The 25,497-nt window shown below is 43.3% G+C and carries 13 protein-coding genes; 8 read left to right on the forward strand and 5 right to left on the reverse strand.

Features of this window, described 5'->3' with window-relative positions; translation table 11 throughout:
• The first annotated feature begins 67 nt into the window (after positions 1-67).
• Positions 68-1,036, forward strand: a complete 969-nt coding sequence (locus RMY63_RS03515) for a glycosyltransferase (RefSeq protein ID WP_322727369.1) — start codon at positions 68-70, stop codon at positions 1,034-1,036.
• 592 nt (positions 1,037-1,628) lie between these two features.
• Positions 1,629-3,614, forward strand: coding sequence for an EAL domain-containing protein (locus tag RMY63_RS03520; RefSeq protein ID WP_322727370.1), 1,986 nt, complete (start codon positions 1,629-1,631; stop codon positions 3,612-3,614).
• Positions 3,615-3,943: 329 nt separating this feature from the next.
• Here RMY63_RS03520 and RMY63_RS03525 read toward each other — a convergent pair whose 3' ends face one another.
• Positions 3,944-9,988: a calcium-binding protein gene (locus tag RMY63_RS03525; RefSeq protein ID WP_322727371.1), complete on the reverse strand. Its 6,045-nt coding sequence runs from the start codon at positions 9,986-9,988 to the stop codon at positions 3,944-3,946.
• A gap of 450 nt (positions 9,989-10,438) precedes the next feature.
• Here RMY63_RS03525 and RMY63_RS03530 point away from each other — a divergent pair, with 450 nt between their 5' ends.
• Positions 10,439-14,134: an NB-ARC domain-containing protein gene (locus RMY63_RS03530; protein WP_322727372.1), complete on the forward strand. Its 3,696-nt coding sequence runs from the start codon at positions 10,439-10,441 to the stop codon at positions 14,132-14,134.
• 88 nt (positions 14,135-14,222) lie between these two features.
• Here RMY63_RS03530 and RMY63_RS03535 read toward each other — a convergent pair whose 3' ends face one another.
• Complete coding sequence (locus RMY63_RS03535) at positions 14,223-14,798, reverse strand: Uma2 family endonuclease (RefSeq protein ID WP_322727373.1); 576 nt, start codon at positions 14,796-14,798, stop codon at positions 14,223-14,225.
• Between the two features lie 159 nt (positions 14,799-14,957).
• Positions 14,958-15,167 (reverse strand): hypothetical protein, encoded by a 210-nt coding sequence (locus RMY63_RS03540; protein WP_322727374.1) that lies wholly within the window; start codon positions 15,165-15,167, stop codon positions 14,958-14,960.
• 143 nt (positions 15,168-15,310) lie between these two features.
• On the opposite strand from RMY63_RS03540, the gene RMY63_RS03545 reads away from it, so the two are divergent.
• Entirely contained in the window at positions 15,311-16,006 is a 696-nt protein-coding gene (locus RMY63_RS03545; RefSeq protein WP_322727375.1) for a response regulator transcription factor, read from the forward strand.
• 621 nt (positions 16,007-16,627) lie between these two features.
• Here the strand turns inward: RMY63_RS03545 and RMY63_RS03550 are convergent.
• The gene (locus RMY63_RS03550; RefSeq protein ID WP_322727376.1) at positions 16,628-16,912 is read right to left on the reverse strand and encodes an Npun_R1517 family heterocyst differentiation transcriptional regulator; all 285 of its coding nucleotides are present in this window, start codon (positions 16,910-16,912) and stop codon (positions 16,628-16,630) included.
• Between the two features lie 869 nt (positions 16,913-17,781).
• On the opposite strand from RMY63_RS03550, the gene RMY63_RS03555 reads away from it, so the two are divergent.
• From RMY63_RS03555 to RMY63_RS03570, 4 genes are all read left to right on the forward strand, one after another.
• Positions 17,782-18,141 carry an NAD(P)H-quinone oxidoreductase subunit M gene (locus RMY63_RS03555; protein ID WP_094350943.1) on the forward strand — a complete coding sequence of 120 codons (360 nt, stop codon included), beginning with the start codon at positions 17,782-17,784 and terminating at the stop codon, positions 18,139-18,141.
• A gap of 544 nt (positions 18,142-18,685) precedes the next feature.
• Positions 18,686-20,956 carry a protein phosphatase 2C domain-containing protein gene (locus RMY63_RS03560; protein WP_322727377.1) on the forward strand — a complete coding sequence of 757 codons (2,271 nt, stop codon included), beginning with the start codon at positions 18,686-18,688 and terminating at the stop codon, positions 20,954-20,956.
• A 148-nt stretch (positions 20,957-21,104) separates the two neighbouring features.
• The gene (locus RMY63_RS03565; protein WP_322727378.1) at positions 21,105-22,679 is read left to right on the forward strand and encodes a CHAT domain-containing protein; all 1,575 of its coding nucleotides are present in this window, start codon (positions 21,105-21,107) and stop codon (positions 22,677-22,679) included.
• A gap of 147 nt (positions 22,680-22,826) precedes the next feature.
• Positions 22,827-23,474, forward strand: coding sequence for a hypothetical protein (locus RMY63_RS03570; RefSeq protein WP_322727379.1), 648 nt, complete (start codon positions 22,827-22,829; stop codon positions 23,472-23,474).
• A 472-nt stretch (positions 23,475-23,946) separates the two neighbouring features.
• Here the strand turns inward: RMY63_RS03570 and RMY63_RS03575 are convergent, their stop codons facing one another.
• Positions 23,947-25,329 carry a PrsW family glutamic-type intramembrane protease gene (locus tag RMY63_RS03575; RefSeq protein ID WP_322727380.1) on the reverse strand — a complete coding sequence of 461 codons (1,383 nt, stop codon included), beginning with the start codon at positions 25,327-25,329 and terminating at the stop codon, positions 23,947-23,949.
• Positions 25,330-25,497 lie beyond the last annotated feature (168 nt).

The raw sequence follows: 25,497 nt of genomic DNA on the forward strand, positions 1-25,497 counted from the left end.
TATTACCGTTCCAAGATTTTGATTTGGGAATACTAGCTAGTAATCCCATCTCTAAAATCTCAGATTTATGAATCATCAGCCAGTTGATACAACCACCAACACCAGCTTTTTACCAATGGTGACGGTGGTTGTTCCTATTTATAACGGTGAGGCGGATTTACCAAAGTTAATCAATTGTCTGTTGTCTCAAGCTTACCCAAAAGACCGGGTAGAATACTTGTTGGTTGACAATAATAGTAGCGATCGCACTCTCACCATCCTGAAAACATCTGCCGAAAATTGCCCAATTACAATTCGCCCGTTGAGCGAAACCCAAATTCAAAGCTCTTACGCTGCTCGTAATACCGGGATTCGCGCCGCTACGGGTGAAATTATCGTTTTTACCGATGCAGATTGTCGCCCACAACCACAATGGTTAAATGCATTAATCCAGCCTTTTGTCAATAAAGAAGTGGTAATTGTTGCTGGTGAAATTTTGGCACTACCAGGCACAACTCTCCTAGAACAACACGCAGACCGTCAAGAAACTTTATCGCAAAAGCATACCCTTAACCATTCCTTTCGTCCCTATGGTCAAACAGCTAATTTGGCGATTCGATGCATTACCTTCGAAAAAGTGGGTTTATTTCGTCCTTATCTGACTACTGGTGGCGATGCTGATATTTGTTGGCGGATTTTGGGGGAAAACATCGGGTGTTTGGAATTTGCCCCAAATGCGATCGTTCAGCACCGCCACCGCGCTACACTTCAAGAACTACAAAGTCAATGGCGGCGTTATGGACGTTCAAACCGCTATCTGCACGAACTATACGGTGTAGATTTAATGCGAGAGATGACACCCAAAGAATATGGCTATCGTTTGGCACGTTGGTTCTTGAAGGAAATACCAAGAGATATTAAAAAGGCGATTGCTGGTCAAGCCACCCTTGTAGATTTATTAAATACTCCCATTGGTTTGTTCACAGCTAGGGCGCGTACTGCTGGACAAAGAGACGCCAAGCTACCAGAGAATGCCAAGATCATTGCTCGACTGTAACGAAGAAAAAGGGCGGCCGATTAGATATATAAATCTTGGTGTAGAGACGTTGCAATTCTTAGTCTCTACAAAGGTTTTGAAATCATCCAAAATCATTTTCATAGCTGAATTCAGTAACGCCTAAGCAAAAATGCTCTTGTAAGTCCAGAAGCATTGACTTAGACCCTTATTCTTTTTTTAGCTCACAAAAGCGAATGTATCTTAAGAAGTATTTTCAAAAATAGGTAAAGCAAATATGCTGTTATTAGTCTTTTAACTTTAGTACCTTGTATTTAATAAAATAAAAATTTCAGTAGGTAGGGTTTGTTGTCACTTAGCACTTTGGTCGTTATTAGACAAGCTTGTGGCACTAAATAGGGCTAAAAGTTGATTAAGGCTACACAAATTTGATTGCTTCCTCATTATTGAGAGATAAGTTAGTAAATCAAAAAACTAAGTTCTGTCAGATTTATTTATAGAGTGTCCGCTCTTTCAAGTAACCTTCTCTCCTTGCCTGCTCAATAGCGTCTGAAGTCTTGAAGAAAGCATGGGGTTTGTTTTCCCTGCTCTCTTCATTCACAGTTACGCTTCATAGTTTTGTGAGTTGAGCAACATGAAAGTAGATGGATTTAATCAACAGATAGATAAATTGTGCTCACAGATACAGGGACTATTAAAATGCGATGAAACTAAACTGAACTCACAACAGGAGATGATCACAGAGGCTTTCGAGAAACTTAACACCGCAATGGAAGAACTATTGACAGCTTCCGAGGAGTTAAAGGTAACACGAGCGGCAGTAGAGAAAGAGCGCCAGCGTTACCAAGACTTGTTCGAGTTTGTTCCAGATGGTTACTTGGTAACTGATACCAACGGGATAATCCAAGAGGCTAATCATGTAGCAGCAACTTTGCTCGGTGTCCAACAAAAATATTTAGTAAGTAAACCATTAGTTCTTTTTATTGCTCAACAAGACCGCCAGTCCTTTAGCTCTCAAATAAACAATTTGCAGGAGATACTGAACTGGGAAATTCACCTACAGCCACGGAGAGGAACGCCTTTCCCTGCTAATGTGAAAGCGTCTGTAGTATACGATCTTCAGGGGAAGTATCTTGGCTGGCGTTGGCTGCTGTGCAACATCAGTAAACGCAAACAGGCTGAAGAAATGTTGTACCGAGCTTACAGTGAATTAGAAATACAGGTGGCAGAACGGACAGCGGAACTGGTAAAAGCAAATCAGAAATTGCTACATGAAATTACAGAATGTAAAAGAGTCGAGTCACAACTACTGCACCTTGCTTTTCACGATGCATTGACAGGTCTGGCAAACCGCGTTGCATTTATGAACCGCCTAAAACATGCGATAAATTATTCAAAGCGGCATTCAGATTATCTATATGCTGTACTATTTATCGACCTAGATCGGTTTAAGGTGATCAATGACAGTCTTGGACACCTAAATGGAGACCAATTGCTGCTTGCTATTGCAAGTAGACTAGAAATATGTGTACGCTCCATAGATACAGCGGCACGGCTTGGGGGAGACGAATTTACAATCCTGCTTGAGGGAATTCAGGATGCATCAGACGCCATCAAAGTAGCTGAACGGATTCAGAAGGAACTGGCATTACCCTTTAAGCTTGACGGACAAGAAGTCTTGATTACAGCAAGTATTGGCATCGCGTTGAGTTCGACAGTAGACTATCAACACCCAGAAGAACTGTTGAGGGATGCAGATACAGCAATGTACCGAGCCAAGATGCTAGGCAGAGCGCGTTATGAGTTATTCAACTCAGAGATGTATGCTAATGCTCTAGCGAGATTGCAGTTAGAAACCGATTTGCGTCGAGCAATTGAACGCGAAGAATTTCGGGTTTATTACCAACCGATTGTTTCGCTCACTACTGGCTCTATTTTAGGTTTTGAGGCTCTGCTGCGCTGGCAGCATCCAGAGCGTGGCCTGCTTAATCCAGCAGATTTTATTCCCCTAGCAGAAGAAAGCGGACTAATTTTCTCCATTGGCAAATGGGTGTTGCATGAAGCCTGCCGCCAGATGCAAGCTTGGCGGGTATGCCATAGTTCCAACTTACTAAAGAAAATTAGTGTTAATCTCTCCGTCAAGCAATTTTCTCAGCCAGATTTGATAGAGCAGATTGAGCAAATTTTGCACTCAACTGGCCTTGATGCTAGCACTCTAATCCTAGAGATTACTGAAAACACAATTGTGGAAAATGGCGATAAGGTAACTGCCGCAATCTTACAACTTCGAGAGATGGGCATTGAGTTATCAATTGATGACTTTGGTACAGGCTACTCCTCATTAGGTGGTCTTTATAACTTTCCGATTAGTGTGTTGAAAATTGACCGTTCTTTTATCAGCCTGATGGGCACTAATAGTAAGAATTTAGAAATTATTGAGATAATTGTCACCTTGGGACACAAGCTAGGTGTGGATGTGCTTGCCGAAGGGGTAGAGACAAAAGAGCAACTATTACTTCTAAGAAAGTTAAACTGTCAATATGGCCAGGGACATTTTTTCTCAGTTCCGTTAAATAGCTCGGCAGCAGAGGCATTAATTATGGAAAATCCTCAATGGTAAGGGTTATTAAAAAAAATCGTAATTGATAATGACACTCTTTTTCTTCTCATAGCAATCATGAATCATTGCTGAGAAACAATATTCCTGACTCTTTAAATAAGTTAGGGTTCTGCGGGTTAAAATTATCATAAATCAAATACGATTGCTAATAGCAACTTACGTTAATTAGTTAATTGCTTATTTTTTTGTATCCAATAATATAACCATTTCCAATTAAATGGAGTAGGAGCGTACAGCTAGCTCTGCGCTCCTACCCGTGTACTTGATTCAAATAAGAATCGCTACAATTCCCTCCTACACCTTGCAAGCAAGCGAAGAGAGAATAATTGTCATCCTAGATTTGCAAAATCCCACAGACCAAGGGTATTTGCTTCTACTCCAATTAGTGTGGCTAAGAGTTCACCATCCTTTTTACTGATTAGAGTATCGTTGAGATTAGTGCCAATGCCTTGGGTAATAGTAAGCTGTTCAAAAGTCAGACCATTCGATAATCCCAGATAATCGCTACCGACTGTAAAGTTGAAAATGGCATCACTTCCAGACTCACTCGCTAGCACAAACAGATCGTGGCCGCTGCCGCCGTATAATGTATCTTCACCTGTTCCACCATTTAGAATGTTGTCACCACTACCTGTAAGATAGTCGTTGCCACCCCTGTTGTAGATCGGCTCCAAGAGATAATTATCTGCATCCTGCTGTGGTATATCAGCATAAAGCAGGTCGTTGCCAGCACCACCCTCTAGTGAGTTATTACCAGCACCGCCGTATATCTGGTCGTCACCGTCATTACCAAAGAGATAATCATCTCCCTCCTCCCCTTTCAGGATATCGGCATTGTCACCACCCTGAAGATTGTCATTACCACTGCCTCCAGCAAGGGTGTCGTTACCTTCTTGACCTAAGAGTTGGTCGTCACCCTCGCCACCGATGAGTTGATCGTCGCCCAATCCACTCTCTAGGTAATCATTATCAACGCCACCATCAAGAATATCGTTGCCTGCGCCACCATAGAGTTGGTCGTTACCTAATCCAGCTAGGAGTTGGTCATTGCCTAACCCGCCTTCTAGGTAGTCATCGCCAGTACCTGCATCGAGAATATCATTACCTTCTTGACCAGAGAGTAGATCGTTGCCATAATCTCCCAAGAGATTGTCATTTCCGACTCCACCATATAAGTTGTCATTATCAGCACCGCCATTGAGGGTGTCACTACCGTCTTGACCGTAGAGGAAATCATTACCGTTGCCTCCGATCAGTTGGTCATCACCCAATCCACCTTCAAGGTAATCATTGCCAACATTGCCATCAAGGGTGTCATCGCCATCCCGACCATATAATTGGTCATTGCCGTCGCCACCATCTAATTGATCGGTGCCAGAGCCACCATCTAAGTAGTCATTACCAGTCTGCCCTAGCAGCTTATCAGCATCACCGCCCCCATAGAGGAAGTCGTCGCCGATGCCGCCATCGAGATAATCACGCCCTTGCTGTCCGAAGAGTTGGTCTTCACCTGTGCCCCCTTCCAGGCGGTCATCGTCATTGCCGCCATCAAGGTAATCCTGACCTGCTTGACCGTAAAGGCGATCGCTACCATCTCTACCATAGAGATAGTCATCTTCAGTACCACCATCCAGGAAGTCAGCGCCAGTGCCACCATCCAAGATATCGTAGCCTTGCTGACCGTAGAGGCGATCGTTACCTTCATTTCCATTGAGTTCGTCATTGTCTAACCCGCCATCAAGGTAGTCATCACCAGTATTACCGTTAAGTAGGTCATCACCAGCTTGACCGTAAAGGCGATCGCTGCCTTCATTGCCATTGAGTATGTCATCGCCCGATCCACCATCGAGGTAGTCATCACCCGCTTGCCCTAAAAGGAAATCTATACCAGTACCCCCGTAGAGAGCGTCATTTCCCGCTCCACCATAGAGGTTGTCATCACCAGCTTGACCGTAAAGTTGATCGTTACCGTCGTCGCCATAAAGTAGGTCATTACTATCACCTCCATCTACGAGGTCATTGCCTAACCCGCCATCTAGAGTGTCTTCACCGACTTGACCGTAGAGGCGATCGTTACCTTCGTTACCATCAAGTCGATCGTTACCGTCACCTCCATCCAGCAAGTCATTACCCAACCCGCCATTTAGGGTATCTTTATCGGCCTGACCATAAAGTTGATCGTCCCCGTCTCCTCCATTCAGGTAGTCCTTGCCTATGCCACCATCAAGGAGGTCATCACCTGTGCCACCTTCGAGATAGTCATCGCCTTCCTGACCATAAAGTTGGTCATTGCCATTGCTGCCATAAAGTTGGTCATTGCCTGCGCCACCTTCGAGATAGTCATTGCCAGCATCACCACTTAAAGTGTCGCTGCCGTCTTGACCGTAAAGTTGGTCGTTGCTTTCTCCTCCATAGAGGTTGTCATTGCCAGCTTCACCTTTGAGGAGGTCTTCATCGGCTTGACCGTAGAGTTGATCGTTACCGTCTCCACCGTAAAGGCGATCGCTTCCTGTGCCACCATCGAGCCAGTCATTGCCAGCTTCACCGTAAATCAGGTCATTGCCACCCAAGCCACTGAGAATATTGTTTCCAGCGTCGCCGAAGAGTAAATCTTCAAATTCTGAACCTTCTAGATTTTCTATGGCTTGGAGGCGATCGCCTTTGGCATCTCCAGCCCAGCCTGTGCCCGTTGTGAGACTAACAGATACAGGTGTCGCAGAGGTGAAATAGGAAGCTGTGTCACTGCCTTCTCCACCATTGAGATTATCGGCATCCATACCGCCAACGAGGAAATCGTCACCGTTTTCGCCAGAGAGAGTGTCTTTACCACCTTGGCCAAAAATGATGTCGTTGCCATCTCTGGCGTTAACAACGTCATCGCCATTTCCAGCGTGAATAATATTAACTTTGGTATCGCCGATGATTTCATCATTGAAAGCAGAACCGATGACGTTTTCAACGTTAAAGATTTGGTCAGTATCGCCAAAACCATCCTTAGCGTAGTTTTGCTCTAAGTTGACTATGACTCGGTTAGGATCGCGGCGATAGCTGACGGTATCAATGCGATCGCCTCCGTCAAGGGAGTCATTGCCAGCATTGCCAACTAACAGGTCATTCCCGACTAAGCCTGAGATACGGTTATTTAGGCTGTTGCCAATTAAAACATCATCAAATCCAGAGCCAATGATATTTTCTAAATTTCGTAAAGTATCTGTAGTGCCAAAGCCATCTTTAGCTGTGCCTGGGGCGATCGTAAAGTTTGGTTCTGTATCGGTAGGTATAAAGCTGGTTGTAACTATGGTTGTGTGGAAAGTTCCACCGGGATTTTGGTAGTTCTGTGCTTCATTAATATTTACAACTACACCACTGGGTGAGTTGTCGTAGCTGACGGTATCGATTTCAGTATCACCGTCAATTAGGTCATTGCCTGCTTCACCCAGTAGTAGGTCATTGCCAGCATCCCCAAACAGCTTATCATTGTCAGCACCGCCGTATAGAGTGTCAGCATCAGCCCCACCGTATAGACTATCAGCCTCAGCCCCGCCCGCTAGCTCGTCATTGCCAGCATCACCTTTGAGCAGGTCATAGCCGTCTTCACCGAAGAGATTATCATTCCCGACACCGCCATAAAGACGGTCATTGTCTATACCTCCGTAGAGGCGATCGCTGTCGTCACCACCCGTTAGTTCGTCATCGCCAGCATCACCATAGAGAGTATCAGCGCCTTTTTCACCGGAGAGTGTGTCATTCTCTGCACCGCCACTGAGAGTGTCATTGTCTATACCCCCGTAAAGTTTGTCGCTGCCAGCACCACCTTCTAGTTTGTCATCGCCAGCATCACCTTTGAGAATGTCATTCCCAGCTTCACCAAAGAGTTTGTCATTCTCTAAACCGCCACTGAGAGTGTCATTGTCTGTACCCCCGTATAGTTGGTCGATGCCATCACCACCTTCTAGCTCGTCATTGCCAGCTTCGCCATAGAGAATATCATCACCCTCTTCACCAAAGAGTTTGTCATTTCCAAATAGGTTGCCATCACTTGCGTCACCATAGAGGGTGTCGTTTTCAGTACCACCATAAAGAGAATCATTTCCAGCATCGCCATACAGGACATCTCTAGCAGCTTCACCAGCAAGAAAATCTGAATCGTCTCCTCCTCGCAGAGTATCACTTCCGGCTTCTCCAAATAGTAAATCTTTCTGAGAACCACCGTATATTTCGTCATTACCTTGATCGCCATAGAGCGTGTCTTCGCCAGCGTCGCCGTACATGATATCTTTATCATCACCGCCATCAAGAATATCGTTACCATCTCCACCACGTAAGGTATCTGTACCCTCATTTCCTGACAGTTCGTCGTTTTGGTTTCCGCCTTCGAGGATATCTTTGCCAATACCGCCATTCAGAACATCGTTACCATTTCCACCACGGAGGGTATCGTCTCCAGTTTCTCCGAACAATAGGTCATTGCCATTACGACCTTCAAGGATATCGTTGTTATCGCCTCCAGCAAGAATATCGTTAACCGAACTACCGTATAGTTTGTCGTTTCCTTTACCTCCTTTCAGATTTGCTGAGATACTTGTATCAATGGTGATAATATCGTTACCCAAACCGCCATCAGCGATAATTTTGTTTTTGTTTTTGTCAGAAATTGGATAAGCTTGTTCAAGTCCAAACGCAGAAACTAAAAGTTGAGTGTCAGTTTGTTTGACTTTAAAAGTTTCGCTGCCATCAGTAATATTTCCTACTTTCCGCTCTCCAGCGCGATTTCCAATATTTAGGAATAAAACATCTCCTGAAAGCGTCGCTAAAATAGGCTGTGTCGGTTCACCACCACTGCTATTATTTGAACCACCAAACTCCCATAACGTCACGCGTGGACTTTCAACGTTGAATAGTATGGCCGAAGGAGCTTTTGGTTTATTTTTCTTGTAGATTGATGTGAGTTTCTTAACGCCTTTATCAAAAATTTTAAACCCATCTCCTAAAATACCCGCATCTTTAGTAATTTTCCTAAAGTAGTCGGTCGCTGCTCCCGCCGCTTGTAATTGGAAATCCAAATACGCAGTTGCTGCACCCAGTGCATCAATCCTTGCTGAGGCATCTAAATAAGCATATGCAGCCCCACTTGTCGTAAAGTTTAAAGTCCGTGCTTTCTTTTGTTCTGACTTAATAAATAAATTTGCTTCCAGACCAATGTTTCCACCACCTTGGATTTCTGCTATATTTTCAGCCCCTAGTTCTACTCCAACGCGAAATTCGCCAAAGAATTTGAGTTCAGGGTTTTCAGTACCATTAACATCTTTGATATAAAATCCTGTACTATCGTATCCAAAACCAAGGTCTATCGAGCCACCTATCTTTGGGCCAAAAGTCACTTTAAGTGCAGGAACTACGATAGGAATTTTTACTACTTCTGCAAAGCCTGGAGATGTTATTAGCGAAACTTTCGGCATCTGATATTCAAATAGTTCAACATTAGGTTGACCAAAGAATAATTTAGCTGCGGTTTGTGTCTGCAAAACAGGTAATGTAAAATTAGATATGCCACCCAATGTATCTTGCAAATCTTTTGGGAGTAGTGAGCCTTGTGAAGGAGTATCACTTAAAAATTGTTTGTCTTTGATATTAAATTTCAAACTACCAGGAAGAGGAATATCACCATTAGAAGCTTTTTTGACTTTTTCAGTAAAAGTTGATATTTTTTTGACTTCACTAATGAGTTTAGTAAGTTCTTCTAAGCCAGTAATTTTGAATTTTTCTTGTAATTGTTTTGGTACATTATTATTTGCATACCTAAGTAAGTCAATAACTGATACAGAATTATCTTTGTCTAAGTCTAGAGTTGATTTAGAAATCCCCAAACCATTTGGAATATCTTTTGTAATAAACGGGATGTCTTCCGTCAATCCATCAATAATTTTACGTACTGGATTTAATGCTAAATCTACATCCGAAAGTACTCCACCAATAAAACTGTTTTGACCAAGTAATGAACCAAGTTTTAAATTATCTAAAGTTGCACTACCTTGATTTGAGTTTAACGACCAGTTTAAATTGAGGTTTGCAGAAACTGATGGTAATTTACCATTAATTTGTGTTTTTAATTGTTCACCAAACTTGAAACTAGAAAAATCGTCAGAGATATTATTACCTTTAACACCATCAATGCCCAAATCAAGTTCTTGCAATATCTCCTGGATTTTCTCATTTGTTAACCCAACTGTAAGCTGGCTATTGGCATTATCTATAGCCGTGATTATCTTCTCAGATTTTTCATTTCCTAAAGGTGTTTTCAGGGTGTTGAAAACATCTTTGATAATACCTAAATTTTGTTCTGCTAATTCGATATTAAATTCAAAGTCAGCCATAACTCTAGTCCACTAATTATTTTGATGATTTTGGTCAAATTAACTCAGTATTTGCAAGTCGTTATAGATGCATTTCGAAGCCGATCGCACCCCTCCCAAACCCCGATAAATTAAGTGCGATCGCATCCCAATTCCCAACCATTAGTCAGAAAAAACCAGCGAACGAATAAACATCGTCGCTCACAACTGCTATGGCTCAATTAGATGAAAAATTTATCGCACTCAATACCTTCTGGTGTTTGGGTAAACACTTTATCTGTGTTTAATCATTGGGCAGATTCCTGTACTACAACTGAATCACATCAATACTTTACAGCCTTGTATAAAGTTTGACGGTCAGAAAAGGTCGGGAAAAGGTCGGGTCTTTTTGGTAGATTTACGTAAACTTTTTGGAGAAATAAAGTTTATGGTGAGAAAATCTTAGTTAGCCTGGTATTGCTACGGAAATAAATGACGGTAGAAGAAGCGATCGCACTCGTTGAGCGATTATTGAAACGGGGACGCTTAACGAGAGCGCAAGAGATTGTATTCCGCTACGCCTGGGAAGGGAAAACTTACCTAGAAATGGCGCAAGAAGTCACTTATGACCCAGGTCACATCAAAGATGTTGGTTCACAACTATGGCGATCGCTCTCTGAAGTTTTAAATGAAAAAGTTACCAAGAATAATCTGCACGGAGTCTTAAACCGAACCGCACAACAGTTTAATACTACAAACACCTCCCCAATCTTCACGCCTCGCATCGATTGGGGTGAGGCGATCGATGTTTCCCGCTTCTATGGACGTACCACTGAATTAGAAACTTTGAGCCAGTGGATTGTGAGCGACAGCACTCGTGTGGTGACACTCCTGGGTATGGGTGGTATGGGCAAAACCGCACTCTCAGTGAAGTTGGCAGAACAATTACAGGGAGAATTTGAGTATGTGATTTGGCGATCGCTCCGGCAGGCACCTTTTTTCCATGACAAGCTGACGGAATTCATCAAAATTCTTTCTTGTCAACAAGTTATCACATTACCCGCTGACCCTCACGAGCAAATCACCTATTTAATCAAGTATCTTCGTAAATCTCGCTGCTTGCTGATTCTGGATAATTTTGACACTCTGTTACAGCATGGCAGGCAAACAGGTTGTTACCGTGAGGGTTATGAATCCTACGGCGAACTTTTGTGGCGATTGGGAGAAACTCAGCATCAAAGCTGCGTTCTGCTCACTAGTCGGGAAAAACCTCCCCAAGTCGCAGCTCTCGAAGGTGACGGTTTGCCAGTTCGTACCCTTGCTCTATCAGGATTAGAAGTTGCAGCCGGAGAAACAATTCTGTCCCTCAAAGGGCTATTAAGTACAGACAACGAAACCCGCCAACTAATCGAATGTTACCGTGGTAATCCCCTAGCGTTGAAAATTGCAGCAACTTCAATTCGGGATTTGTATGAAGGAAGTATTTCCCGCTTTTTTATTGAAGGTACAACGGTCTTTAATGGTATTGGCAATCTCATAGAGCAGCAATTTCAACGACTTTCCACCCTAGAGCAGCAAGTCATGTACTGGCTGGCGATTCACCGGGAAGCAGTTTCGGTGACAGAATTGCAAACAGACCTAACACCCACAGTTCCTAAATCTAGGTTAATGCAAGTTCTGGAGTCTTTATCTTGGCGTAGCTTGATTGAAAGCAATACTGCGGGATTTACACAGCAACCAGTAGTGATGGAATACGTTACAGATTGCTTGATTGAGCAAATCTGCCAGGAAATCGTCACGGAATCGCCGCGATATCTGCTCAGTCATGCCTTAATGAAAGCCCAGGCAAAAGACTATATCCGCGATAGTCAAATTCACCTGATTGTGCGGCCGATCCTGGATCAACTACAAATCACTCTTGGCTCTACTCGTCAGCTTGAGCATAAAGTTGGCAGATTAATTAATAAACTGCAAGATCAAAAACTCCATTCACAAGAGAATGGGGCAGGGGAGCAGAGGAGCAGAGGGGCAGAGGAGCAGGGGAGAATAATTAATAACCAATGCCCAATCCCCCATGCCCAATGCCCAGATACAGTTGGTTATGGTGGCGGCAACCTGCTGAATTTGTTGGCTCAATTAGAAACCGATTTGACTGGGTATGATTTTTCTCGTCTCAATATTCGTCAAGCAGATTTGCGATCGCTTAACTTACATCAAGTCAACTTTACCCAAACAACATTTCGAGAGTGTGCATTTGCTGCAACCTTTGGCGGTATTACTAGCGTTGCTTTCAGTGCTGATGGGCGGCATCTTGCTATCAGTGATAGTAACGGTGGAATTTATATCTGGAATGCCAGTAATGGTAAAGAACTTTTTATCTGTAAAGAACATAATAGTTGGGTTTGGTGTCTTGCCTTTAGTCCTGTGCATCCAGTCTTAGCTAGTTGCGGTCAGGATCATACAATCAAACTTTGGGATATCACCACAGGTAAATGTCTGAAAACTTTCCAGGGACACACCAGCATAGTTACATCCATCGCCTTTAGTCCCGATGGTCAATTCCTGATCAGTGCTAGCTACGATCGCACAGTCAAACTCTGGCATCTTGCTACAGAAAAATGTGTGCAAACACTAGAAGGACATACTACCTCTGTTTGGAGTGTAGCCTTTCATCCCACAGGTAAAACCCTAGCAAGCGCTGGTGAAGATAACACAATCAAGTTGTGGAATCTAGAAACTGGATGCTGTGTACAAACCCTGAGCGGTCATCAGCACTGGATAAAAGCGATCGCCTTTAGTCCAGAGGGACAAAGGTTAGTCAGTGCCAGCTTCGATCGCACCGTGAAACTCTGGGATGTATCTACTGGAGTCTGGGCATGTTTGATGACATTACCGGGACATACAGGACTCGTAACATCCGTAGCATTCAGTCCCCAAGGTGATCGAGTCGCAAGTAGCAGTTATGACAAAACTGTGAAGATTTGGGATACCAACACCGGCAAATGTTTGGATACGCTCAATAAGCATAGAAACCGGATTTGGTCAATAGCTTTTCATCCCCAAGGACACTTAATTGCCAGTGGTGGAGATGACCATGCAGCTAGAATCTGGGAGCTTCAGACTGGAAAATGTACTAAAACCTTACAAGGGCATAGCAATATTATTTATGCGTTAGCCCACTGTGAGCAACAAAATCTCCTTGCTAGTGGACATGAAGACCAGACAATCAAACTTTGGGATGTCAACCTGAATACCTCACACTGCTTAAAAGCTGACCTCCAGCCTTTTCGAGTCCTCCACGGACACAGCAATCGTGTCTTTGGTGTTGCTTTCAGTCCCGATCAACAATTGCTTGCTAGCGCCAGTGCCGATCGCACTATTAAACTTTGGAGTCCCTATACAGGACAATGCCTCAAAACCTTGTATGGTCATGGTAGTTGGGTCTGGGCGATCGCGTTCAGCCCAGACAGTAACTTACTTGCGAGTGGCAGCTATGACCACACAGTTAAGATTTGGGATATGGGTTCTGGTGAATGTTTGCAAACACTGCTGGGACATCCTGGTTGTGTATTGGCGATCGCTTTTAGCCCTGACGGCAAAACTCTCTTCAGTAGTGGCTATGACAAGATCGTTAAACAGTGGGATATTGAAACAGGCATCTGTCTGAATACTTGGGAGGCAGATTCTAACCGTATTTGGGCAGTTGCCGTCAGTCCTGATTGTCAATACGTTGCCACTGGTGGTGATCAGCAGACAATTAAACTGTGGGATATTCACACCGGAAGATGTCACCGGATATTCCAGGGACATACCGGCCAAATTGTCTGTATTCTATTCACCGCCGATGGTAGCCGCATGATTAGCGGTAGTAGCGATCGCACCATCAAAATTTGGCATATAGCTACTGGAGACTGCCTTGCTACACTAGACAATCACCAAAATTGGATCTGGTCGCTCAGTCTGAGCCAAGACGAGCAAACTCTCCTCAGTGGTAGCCAAGATGAAACCATCAACTGTTGGGATCTTGCCACAGGGGAATGTCGGCAAACTTTGCGGCCAGCCCGTCCCTATGAGGGCATGATTGTTAATGCAGCAACAGGGTTAACGGAGGCAGAGATGTCAACTTTAAAAGCTTTGGGGGCGGTAGAGGTGAATTCAAGTTGTTCAATGCCTACCAACTTTCGCTAAATTTAAGTCCCCCACCAAAATCTCCGATTTGGTGGATTGGAATTAGATGGGGTTGAAGCCGAATCTTTATTCCAACCTCCTGCCTTCTTCACAGAATTCCTTGTAAATCCAAAACAAAACCTGGTAGTACCTCCTCTCCCGATAACAGATTTGGTGAAAGTAGCACTTCCTTTTCTTTTCCTTGGCAATAAATTTCTACCTGCTTTCCTTTAGGGTCAATCAGCCAGCCCAAGCGCGTACCATTCTCCATATACTCTTGCATTTTGTCTTGGAGAGACTTAAGCGTGTCAGATTCGGAGCGCAGTTCTACTACGAAGTCAGGACAAATGGGAGGAAAAGTCTTTCTTTCTTCAGAAGCCAGTGCTTCCCACCGGTCTAAAGGAATCCAAGCCGCATCAGGCGATCGCAAAGCTCCATTGGGAAGCTGAAACATCGTTGAAGAGTCAAAAGCTTCTCCAGTTCCATCTTTATCTGTCCAAGTTCCCAGCCGTTGGGTTAATCTGCGGTTTCGGCTACCAGTTTCTCCACCAGTCGGTGCCATGACAACTAATTCTCCTAATGCAGTGCGTTCCAGTTTAGCATCAGGGTTGACTCGACATAGTTGATAAAACTGCTCAGGAGTGAGATTGATTAGTGGTTGTAAGTTCAGGGTAATAGCAGTCATCTTGCAGTTTCTCCTGTCTTGATTATCACTATTATGGTTAATCTGCTACCAGATTGGAGGCCAACCTTCCCTAACTGCGGCTATAAAGATATCTCTGAGCATGGCTTTCACTTTCAAAACCATATTTTGCCCGTTGCAGCGTTCGGATGATGGCATCCTCTAAACAAATGGCAACTTGATTGCTTCTATCAACTCCCAGTCAAGGAGATTAATTCCAAGTTGCTCTAATTGCTCATCATACTTTGCTAAAATTTCGGACTCTGTTTCATCCCACAGTTCATTCTGAGGTGGTTCTTTTCTAGAAATCTCGCCTAAATATTCTTTGGCTATTCGACTATCTCTGGCAATTTCTTCTAGTGACCATGCCATAGTGTTTTTGTGGAGAAAGTTACAATTAGTATACTTTACATACTGGTACTTATAGACATGGCAATATCTTCCCTTCTATCCTTTTGTTCAATGCTTGTCAACTTTCGCTAAATTGGAAAAAGGTAAACTTAAGGGAATTTTAAATGTCAGCACAATTGTTACTGGTGGATGATGAACCAGGGATACGGGAAGCCGTGAAAGACTATTTGCAAGAGAGCGGTTTCAGCGTTCAAGTCGCCAGTAACGCCCTTGAAGGTTGGGAATGGATGCAGCTGAATACACCTGACTTAGTAATTTCCGATGTGATGATGCCTCAAGTCGATGGCTATCAGTTCCTGAAGCAACTACGGGAAGACCCCCGTTTCCAAGCACTCCCGGTAGTATTTTTAACTGCTAAGGGGATGACAGGCGATCGCATTCAAGGCTATCACGCTGGTGTTGATGCCTATCTACCCAAACCCTTTGATCCAGACGAGTTAGTAGCTATAGTCGAAAATTTGCTAGCCCGTCGCGCCGCTAAGGTGGCAAGTACGGGAGATGACGCTGAAACCCCCGATCTTGCTGAACTAGCCAATCAGATTGCCCAAATTAAAGCATTGTTAACTCAAAGAAATGCTATTTCCCAATCGCCAGCCCCTTTTAAAATTGATTTGACTCCCAGAGAACAAAGTGTTTTAAATTTAGTCGCAGAAGGGTTGATGAACAAAGAAATCGCCCGTCGTTTAGAAACCAGCGTCCGCAATGTCGAAAAATACGTCAGCCGTTTATTTAGTAAAACCGGCACCAATAGCCGTACAGAGTTAGTCCGTTTTGCTCTGGAACATGGTCTTGCTAAATAGGCATTATTGGGCATTGGTCATTTGTCATTGGTCATTGGTCATTTGTCATTTGTCAGGAATTATTATTCTCTCCTGCTTCCCCTGCTTCCCCTGCTTCCCCTGCTCCCCTGCTCCCCTGCTCCCCTGCTTTCCCTGCTCCCTTATCCCCTAGTCCTGGGTAATTGGTAATAGGTAACTGGCTACTAAACCATAACCTATTACCAGTAATAGATAAAACATAAGTATTTCAGCAAATCAGGCACTTAGCTTCAGCAAAAAGCTAAAAGAAAGGTTATTTATTTTTACTTTGGTCTTTTAGTTTTTCATTTGATTTGCGCCTGTTGTCCAATTCCCCATCTGTAAAGACACAGGGTTTTATTATTCTGCAATGTTTTGATAAAAACTCGGTAAAATGCACCCGGCTGAATTTGCTTTTAGATTCTACCAGTACCCTTTGCTACAAAGTTTTTAATAGCGGAAACTGTTCCTGGGACTTTGTGCTGCTAAATAAGACTTTCACAAAGTAGAAATCAAAATATTTTATGAAATCTACTGACTGCTTAGTTTTTATGGCAACGGGGGTATGGGATCAACATTTAATTTGATGCCCAATTCACGTTTTTCACTACTTAAATTACACCTTTAGATTGGAGAATTTTCAGCGACATTACGCAAGCGCATTAGCTGACGTCGCATTTGAGGCGAGGCTTTAAACTCAGACACTTCCTGGGCTTTAACAGACGCTTGTAGCGTTTCTAGAAAGTCATCAGAACCTTCGGTTAAAGCATCAAGTAACACCTGTAAGAGTTGCTCGCGATCGCTCAATAGACTCTTTTCCTCAATCAACCGGAATTTGAGATGTATTTCACACTCATAAACACCTACTTCGAGATTATTTATCTGGCGTGGTAATGCTTTGGAGTTCATAGCTTATTGAGATTCCTTTACTTGGTTGTTATGAGGGTAAGGAGGTAGATGTCCCGCAAAAATTCTTTATATCCCTTTTGAATCCAAAGTGCTTGAATTAAGAATTTTTCTTCATCAATCACCTTTGTATTCTATTTCACTCTCCTGTGGTGTATTTTCGAGCTAGATTTTCAGTGTCTAGATTGTGACGTTTTTGTGCCAGATGTAGCTTATGGTAAGCCATAACTATTATTCAGTTTTTAAGATTCTACACAATAAAGTTTCTGTAAGAAGTTGTTGAACCTTTTTAAAGGTGTTTACATCAACTTTATATGAACGTCAATAACAGGTTGACTTGTTACTCTAATTTTAGTGTTTATACGTAAGTAAAACCGCTTATTTTTTTTGAGTTTATTAAAGCCAGCAGTCGATGTAGCGCTATTGCGTGAAATTACTTGATGTACGTTTTTTGCGATAGAAAATTCCAAAGAAATTGATCGGCATAATTATTAATGTCAAAACTTTTGTTCTCCCAAAAAAAATGTACACAGAACAAATTATTCCTCCCAAGCGCCTATCCATACTGTCTTCTGGGCTTAGTCGAGTAGAAAAATTTTAACAGTAGGTCAGATTACTACACCAACTGAAAATACTCAACCCATTAATTTTTACAGAAAAATAATTTGACTACTGTCAGTACTAGCAGTTAAATATATCTTCAACTCATAACAGAAGTAGCAAACTCATCAGTAAAGGTGATATTTTTACTTATGCCCATTCAATATACCCTTTTAAAACAGCATTCAAAGCTTTTAAATTTAGAGCATTCAAGCTTGGATATAACGTCTACAATAATTTCAGTGTAATCCACGCAAATCTTACACCTTTTTATGGATAACCCGATGCTGCTCAAGTCCACAACCCGGCATATCCGCATTTTTGCAGGTGAAATTGACCGGGATGGCGATTTAGTTCCTAGCCAACAAGTCTTAACCTTAGATGTTGACCCAGATAACGAATTTAATTGGAATGAAGATGCACTGCAAAAAATTTATCGAAAATTTGATGAACTAGTAGAAGCATCTAGTGGTGCAGACCTCACAGACTATAACTTGCGCCGTGTGGGGTCAGACTTAGAGCATTATCTGCGATCGCTTCTGCAACTCGGCGAAGTCAGCTACAATCTTTCTGCCCGTGTTACTAACTACAGCATGGGCGTCCCTCAAGTTGCCATTGACGATAAACAATAACCCGCATTTCTCACAAGCTTGAGGGGCTTCAGAGGCAGAGGGGCAGACGGGAAAGAACTTGTTGTACGAGAACTCTCCTCTGCTCCCCTGCCACCAACAGCAGTCCTCAAGAGATTTTTAGAGTTACTGCATTTATCAAGTACTTTTGCCAAAATTAATATTTGCTATTCTTAATTCTTAATTAAAGTTAATTCTTGCTATCCTATTTATAAACTAAATAAATACCAACATTATCTGCCTGTTAATGATGGGATAATTTACCAAAAGCAAATCGCGCAGTTATGCTTGGGTTATGCTGTGGTGACAGGGTTGGAGTTAGTTGCTTTGGCGATGGAGAGTCACAGGGCAATAGAAGCTATGATTAGGCTGTAGGGTTGAGTTGGGAGCGTATTTTTTGGATCGGATAAATATTAGCACCTGCTGTCCGTCAGCTAAAATCATCATCTAAAGTCTGGGTATGTCAAGTTTAAGAAAGATGAGCGGTCTAGATTGTCCCTACTAATGCTATTAAAGAAATTGCCAATCGCTGATCGGTGCGAAAACTATGGAAAATGACGCGGCAACGCTCTACTGTCCAAACGAAAATTGTCAGGCTGCCAACCCCCTGATTCACAAGTTTTGCCAGCGATGTTCCACGCCCTTACCCAAAAATTATCTCTGGGCTGTGGTAGATAGCCCAAGTGTGGGTAGCCCTGGAGAAATATTAGCCGATCGCTATTTAATCCTTGATAAATTTGTTCTTTTAGATACGAAGCCCGGTTTATTAGCGCTAACGCCTGAGTTAGATAATTTGCAGCCTCTAAAAGCGTACCTGAGACTGATTCCCTACCGTTTACACGTACCGCAGGTATATGGAGTGCTTTTTGTTGCTGACGGATCTTCGCACCGAGAAATATTACTCTTAGAAAAACCGCCACTATTACTAGATGACACTACCCAACAAGTACATTTGGGAAGCGAGTTAACCACCGCTTGGCGTGATGCAACATCAATGCGCCAACTAAATTGGTTATGGCAAATAGCTCATCTGTGGCAACCTCTGGTAAGTGAAGGTGTTGCTTCTAGCTTACTTGACTCTGATGTATTACGGGTAGAAGGATCGTTAGTACGTTTGTTGGAATTGCGTTTTGACAGCGCCACATCACCAGAATTGCCCCAATTAGGTGAATTTTGGCAGCAGTTGGTCAGCACTGCCAAACCAGCGATCGCAGAATTTGTTAATAGCGTTAGCCTTGCTTTAATTCAGGGAGAGATTAATTCAACCGATCAATTAGTCGGAGTTTTAGATCGGGGACTGGCTGGGTTAGGGCGATCGCAAACACCCACGATCCAAATTATCACCAAAACCGACACCGGGCCAAGTCGTCAACGTAACGAAGATGCCTGTAGCCCTCCTAGTGGAACTCTAGTGAGCAAACCACCCCAGCCAACAGCTTTAGCAATAGTCTGTGATGGCATCGGTGGACACGAGGGCGGCAATGTCGCCTCAAATTTAGCCATTGAAACCATCCAGCAGCAGGTACAACAACTCACAAAGGTTCCCTACGACCACATAGATCCTTCACTGCTGCTGAATGACCTAGATAAGGCAGTGGCAATGGCCAACGACAAAATCAGTCAGCGCAATGACGGTGAAAATCGCCAAGGGCGTCAACGTATGGGCACGACTTTAGTCATGGCATTGCCTGTTGCTCATGAAATGTACATTACCCACGTTGGCGATAGTCGTGCCTATTGGATTACACGCCACGGCTGTTATCAAGTTACCCTCGATGATGATGTCGCCTCCCGCGAAGTGCGACTCGGTTATGCCATTTACCGCGATGCAGTACAACAGAGTGCGGCTGGTTCTCTAGTCCAAGCTTTGGGGATGGGGTCTAGTACTTCATTGCATCCCACATCGGGACGGTTTATGCTCGATGAAGATGCTGTTTTTCTGCTCACATCCGATGGTTTGAGTGACTTTGATCGGGTGGAGGAGTACTGGGAAACAGAAATTTTGCCGATTTTAGTTGGGGAAGCAAATATAGCAACTGTTGCCGATAGATTAATCGAAATAGCTAATACTAAAAATGGACACGATAACGTCACCGTCGCTTTAGTTCACTATCAAGTCCAATATTGGGAACCAGAAATCACCATCCAAGCAGTGATTCCCCAGAGTTATTCTGCCAAAACTGTTGATTTAGCATCCAGGGCGACAGATGCGACAGTTTTAGGCAGCCCAAACCATAAAACTCAGGTGCTTCCAGACACTGAACATGCTAAAACTCGTCAATTCCCCCTACAGTGGATAGTTCCATTATTATTTGTGGTAGCAGCAGGTTTTTTAGGATTGTTTGTCAAGCAACTGCGATCGCCATCAGGGGCTTCTCCAATTTTTTCCAATCCATTACAAACTCAAAATCCTAGCATCGAAGCGACACCTACAGTGCGATCGCTAGCTAATCTTTCTCCTGGTTGGGTAATTAAAACCAATAATGACATCTCTTTGGGAAACAACCAATCACTCCCTGGTGGGACTTTTTTAGAAGTTATTGAGAAAAAATCAAATCCAAATCCTGCTTCTGGCAGTTTTTTGCTGTCTATGCGAGTCTGTGCCAATAATAAAAGTACCCAAACTCCAGCTAATCCTAATAACCCAGCTGTAACTACCTCAGTGCCACCAAATTCAAAACCTTTACCAGCAACAGTATTGCTAAACTCCTCCCAAGTCAATCGTTTTGGCGTTGTTTTACAATCAGACGCACCAAATCCATGTAGAACTGTTACGCAACCGCCAGTTACCGAACCATCTGACACCAGTTCAACTTAATCAAATACTCGATAAACTGGTAAAAACCTGGAATAATAACAGGTAACAATTAGAGTAAAAAACTTACAAGGTCAAAAAAGTAGAAAATTTTCACTTTGGATAATTGTTATTTGAAATTATTTTTTTTAGCTTTTAGTTTAATGAATCCATGCAATCCCTGAATTTGGCGATCGCCCGTCTCGTAAATACTGGCACTGACAACTTCGCCATTTGGGTGGTCAAGGCTCCGTATCCCAGTGGCTACGTTTTACGTGACTGTGTATGGCCTGTTGAACTAACCCAAATCTGGCAAGAATGGCAGCAGATGTTTGCTGGTCATGGTCGCCTAGATATTTCCCCAAACTCAACATCTCAAAAGGCCAACCCATTCCCTATAGATTGGATTTCACCCCCTTCAGGGCAAACTACTGGCCCCTACAGCAGTCGTCTGATGCAATATTTGGGAATGAATTTATGGCGCTGGGTATTCGACGGGCAAATTCTTGGTAGTCTAGAACGCAGTCACGGTATGGCTATGGGTGAGCATACACGTTTGCGCTTTCAACTAGAAATTCGCGACCCGGATCTGATCGCTTTCCCTTGGGAAATTATGCAGCGCCAGCCTGGTCAATCGGCGATGTCTCTGTCGCAAGATTTACTATTTAGTCGCACCACCACCGAAGTCGACGCGTTACCGTATTTGCGAACTGACCAAGCTTTAAATATCCTGCTGGTTTTAGGTCATGATGACAAACTGCAACTAGAACAAGAAGCCGCTATCTTACAGCAAGCTCTTGCAGATACGCCTGGTAATGCCCAAAGATATGCACCTTGTATAGTGAATCAACTCATCCAACCAACTCCACAACAGTTGATTGATCAATTAGAAACCAAAGAATACAATATTTTCTTTTACGCTGGACATGGTTTGCCAGACCCAGACGGAGGGTTACTGTTTTTGCGACCAGATATGCCCCTCAATGGCATAGAATTGGCGCAAGTATTGACCCGTACAGGTGTAAAACTAGCAGTTTTTAACGCCTGTTGGGGCGCACAACCAGCTGCGATCAATCATCAAGCTATCCCTGCCAGCAGTTTAGCAGAAGTATTGATTCGTCATGGAGTACCTGCGGTTTTGGGGATGCGCGATGAAATTGCTGACCACGAAAGCCATAGTTTTATTCAAGCCTTTACCGAAGCTTTGCGATCGCACAAGCCAATTGATGAAGCCGTAGCACAGGCTAGGCAAGAGTTGTTAACACTGTATAAATTTAATCAACCTGCTTGGACTTTGCCTGTTCTCTACCTGCATCCAGATTTTAATGGCGAACTCATTAAGAATCTGGATGAAGGTATTACGGAACTACCAGATACAGCCATTCCTGATGCAGGTTCCTCGCTTCCAACTGCAAGTTTACGATCGCTCACTCCCAAAGGTAAAACCTGGTTACTGCGTTATGGAGTTACCCGCATCGGCCGCACGAGAGACAATGATATCGTCATCCCCGAACCATCTGTATCCAAACGCCACGCCGAAATCTTTTGCCGCAACACTCTTACTGATGCTACACTGATGCGAACTTATTATTTGCAAGATTTTTCCACCTATGGGACAACCTGGTTTTTAGGTCCTAATGGCTGGCAACAAATCCTCCGAGAGGAAGTCCCTTTGAAATCGGGAATGCAGTTAAAGTTTGGAAGTGCTAGAGGTGAAACCTGGGAGTTTGTGATTGAAGACTCCTAGCAGAGCTATTATTTAAACGAATTTGAGTCTTTAGCATCAGCTTTTAAAATCTGGTTTTTTTGGAGAAAAAATCAACTTTTTTTGCGGAAATCTCCTCTGAGAACTTGTAGCTGTCAATACCACCAAATAATCATCAGGTAACAAAATATGGCTCACAAAATTAATGGCTCAGACGCTTTCTCTTCTTTGCCATCTCAAGTAGATTTAGAGTTATTAGAAGCGTTACTAGAACCAGAGGATGCTAACTATCCCTGGAATCCAGGTGATGATGAATCAGAAGCTTATTTTCAGGAACTAGAACAACAGTTCAGCATGGAAGATTTGCAGGGCGTTGAACTAATGAGGCGATCGCAAGATTTTTACGGACATCTAGATACACTTTGGTCTAGTATTAATTCTACGCTTGACCATAATGATAACCGACAACAGGCAGTAGTGCTTAACCTTCAAGAAACATTACGTACTAATTTTTCCGCCTGTGTCCCCCAAATATTGCTCAACACCATTGCCACCAAAGCTGCTGAGATATTTGCGGCTCGCCAATTAATCAGCGAGCAACTGGTTGAGTGCGTTCAGACAATACTACCAACTTGGGGAACAGAGGATTTGATCGTTTTGGCTCGTCCTTTTGCTTACGCTATGCGAAGTAGCGAATCGCAAAACCCGGTATCTGCACTCAGTAATCTTCAAAATAGCGAGTGGACAGCTTTATCAGAAGTAGATAAAGCAAAGGTTAGTTTAGCGATCGCTTCTTATGCTTTTACTGAACTTAACAAGTCTCAACCTGAACTATGAATGGTGAATGGGGACTAGGGAGTAGGGAATAAAAAAGTTTTTATTACAGGTTGTGTTCGTGTAACTCGCGCTTTGCGTTCACTTTATTCAGAGGTGTCTTTTGCAAAGATGTTGGTTTCCCTTACGCAAAGATATAGAGTCAAAAATCAAGACTTTTGCAAGAAGAAATTTAATGATTTTTATTTTTGTAAGTATATTTACCCCATAATAAGTTAAAAGGTACGCTGATTTTCAAATTAGGCCATCTATCTTAAGAGGTAAATACTCAAGTATTGGTCATTGGTCATTGGTCATTGGTCATTGGTCATTGGTCATTGGTCATTGGTCATTTGTCATTTGTCAGGAATTATTATTCTCATCCTGCTCCCAAGATGAAGTTAAAAGTCAAAAGTTAAAGGGCAAGCATAGAGCTGATCAAGTCTTAATTCTTTTCTTTTTACTTTTAGCTTTTGACTTAGTAGCCCCTGCTCCCCTATTTTGGCCCAAGAAATCGGGTAGCAAAATTTTGCGATCGCGTTGGTGACAGCGCCCGTGCCTTGAGAATTGCCGCCATCAAAAAGGCATAAGATAACACTCCAACAACTACCAACAGTAAGGCATTGATTGACCCTGTAGCATTCCAGAGAGCGTGGAGCGCAGAGGCACTCAGATAACCAATAGACAGAATTTGCCAACTTCTACTAGGTTTGAGGACAGCCAACCCGACAAAATAACCCAGGTAGCCACTATAAGCCATGTGTCCGGCTACAGAGCCTAAAATTCGCGGAATTAACAGTTGTAAACCTGCCAGTTGACCAGCAGCCCCTATACCCACCTGTTGCGTGACATTTTGAGTGATATCAGGCACATACTGACCGAGGGTTTCCAAGAGAGTGAAGCCAACGGCAGAAGCCGTTCCCAGGAGAATACCATCTAGAGGTTCCCAGATGCCGATGCGTTCTCGCCAAGGTGAAGACAACATTCTACCGATGGCAAAAGCCCCTAGTACAGGTAATGCCTTGAGTAATTCCTCCATTAACCCAGCGCCAAAAAACATCCGCACCAGTAACTCTGTGAAGGTGATAGATTCTTGGGGTGTGGGCAAGCTTCCAGGCAGAACGCCGCGAAATACGAAGATAAATAGATCCAATAGTGGACTGAGCAAAATCAGGATTGTACCCACTGACGTAGCCATTAGCACCCACCAAGGCTTCTGTTTACCGCAAAGTTGGTAAACAAAATAGTAGGCAGCGAAAGCGATGTAACTTGCTACAATCACTTGATTAGCTTGTGGCCGACCGACTGTAGCGAACATCAGCACCACAAAAATTACGGTCAGTATTCCCGGTACAAGGTAAGCTTTGCTAGTTAAATCTTTACCAGTGGAAATAATCGGAAAAAGCTGGGTGAAGCTAACAGAATCTGGCTGCTTTAATTGCGTGTGGTTGTGGTAGTTCGTCGCCGAAGGCAGTGGTGTAACTTGGTTCAGTGTCGTCGCCGGAGTCAGTGAGGTATACTCGTATTCAAAAATGTATTGCGGCCCATCAGCACCTAGAGAAATGCGATCGCCCGGGTGCAATTCCTGACATTCATATAAGCGTTGTCCATTCAAATAAGTGCCATTAGCACTATTCAAGTCACAAAGCACCCAGCTAAATTTGCTATCTGGGGATGGAGAAAGGGGACGAACCACTGCATGACGACGAGATACCATTCGGTACATCATGGCATCCAAGACAACTTGGCAGCTGGGGTCGCGTCCAATTACCATCTCTTTACTGGGGGGCAGCGAGTAGCGAGATTCTGCTCCCAAAGCTGCCCCATTACCAGACACTAGCCGCAGAAATGCATTATGTCTTGCGTTTTTGCCTGTCATCGATAAGAAGTGCGTTTCTAAACTAATTCTTCACATAATTTGGCAGCAGGACTAACCTTAGCCACATTAGCAGCAGCATTGCTAAATCCACTATAGCTTCACTTACTGCTAAGAAATTTAAAATTATTGATGCAAAATTTGAAATTGTTTCACCTCATGTAAAGAAGT

Source organism: Nostoc sp. ChiQUE01b (assembly GCF_034531255.1).
Lineage (GTDB): Bacteria > Cyanobacteriota > Cyanobacteriia > Cyanobacteriales > Nostocaceae > Nostoc.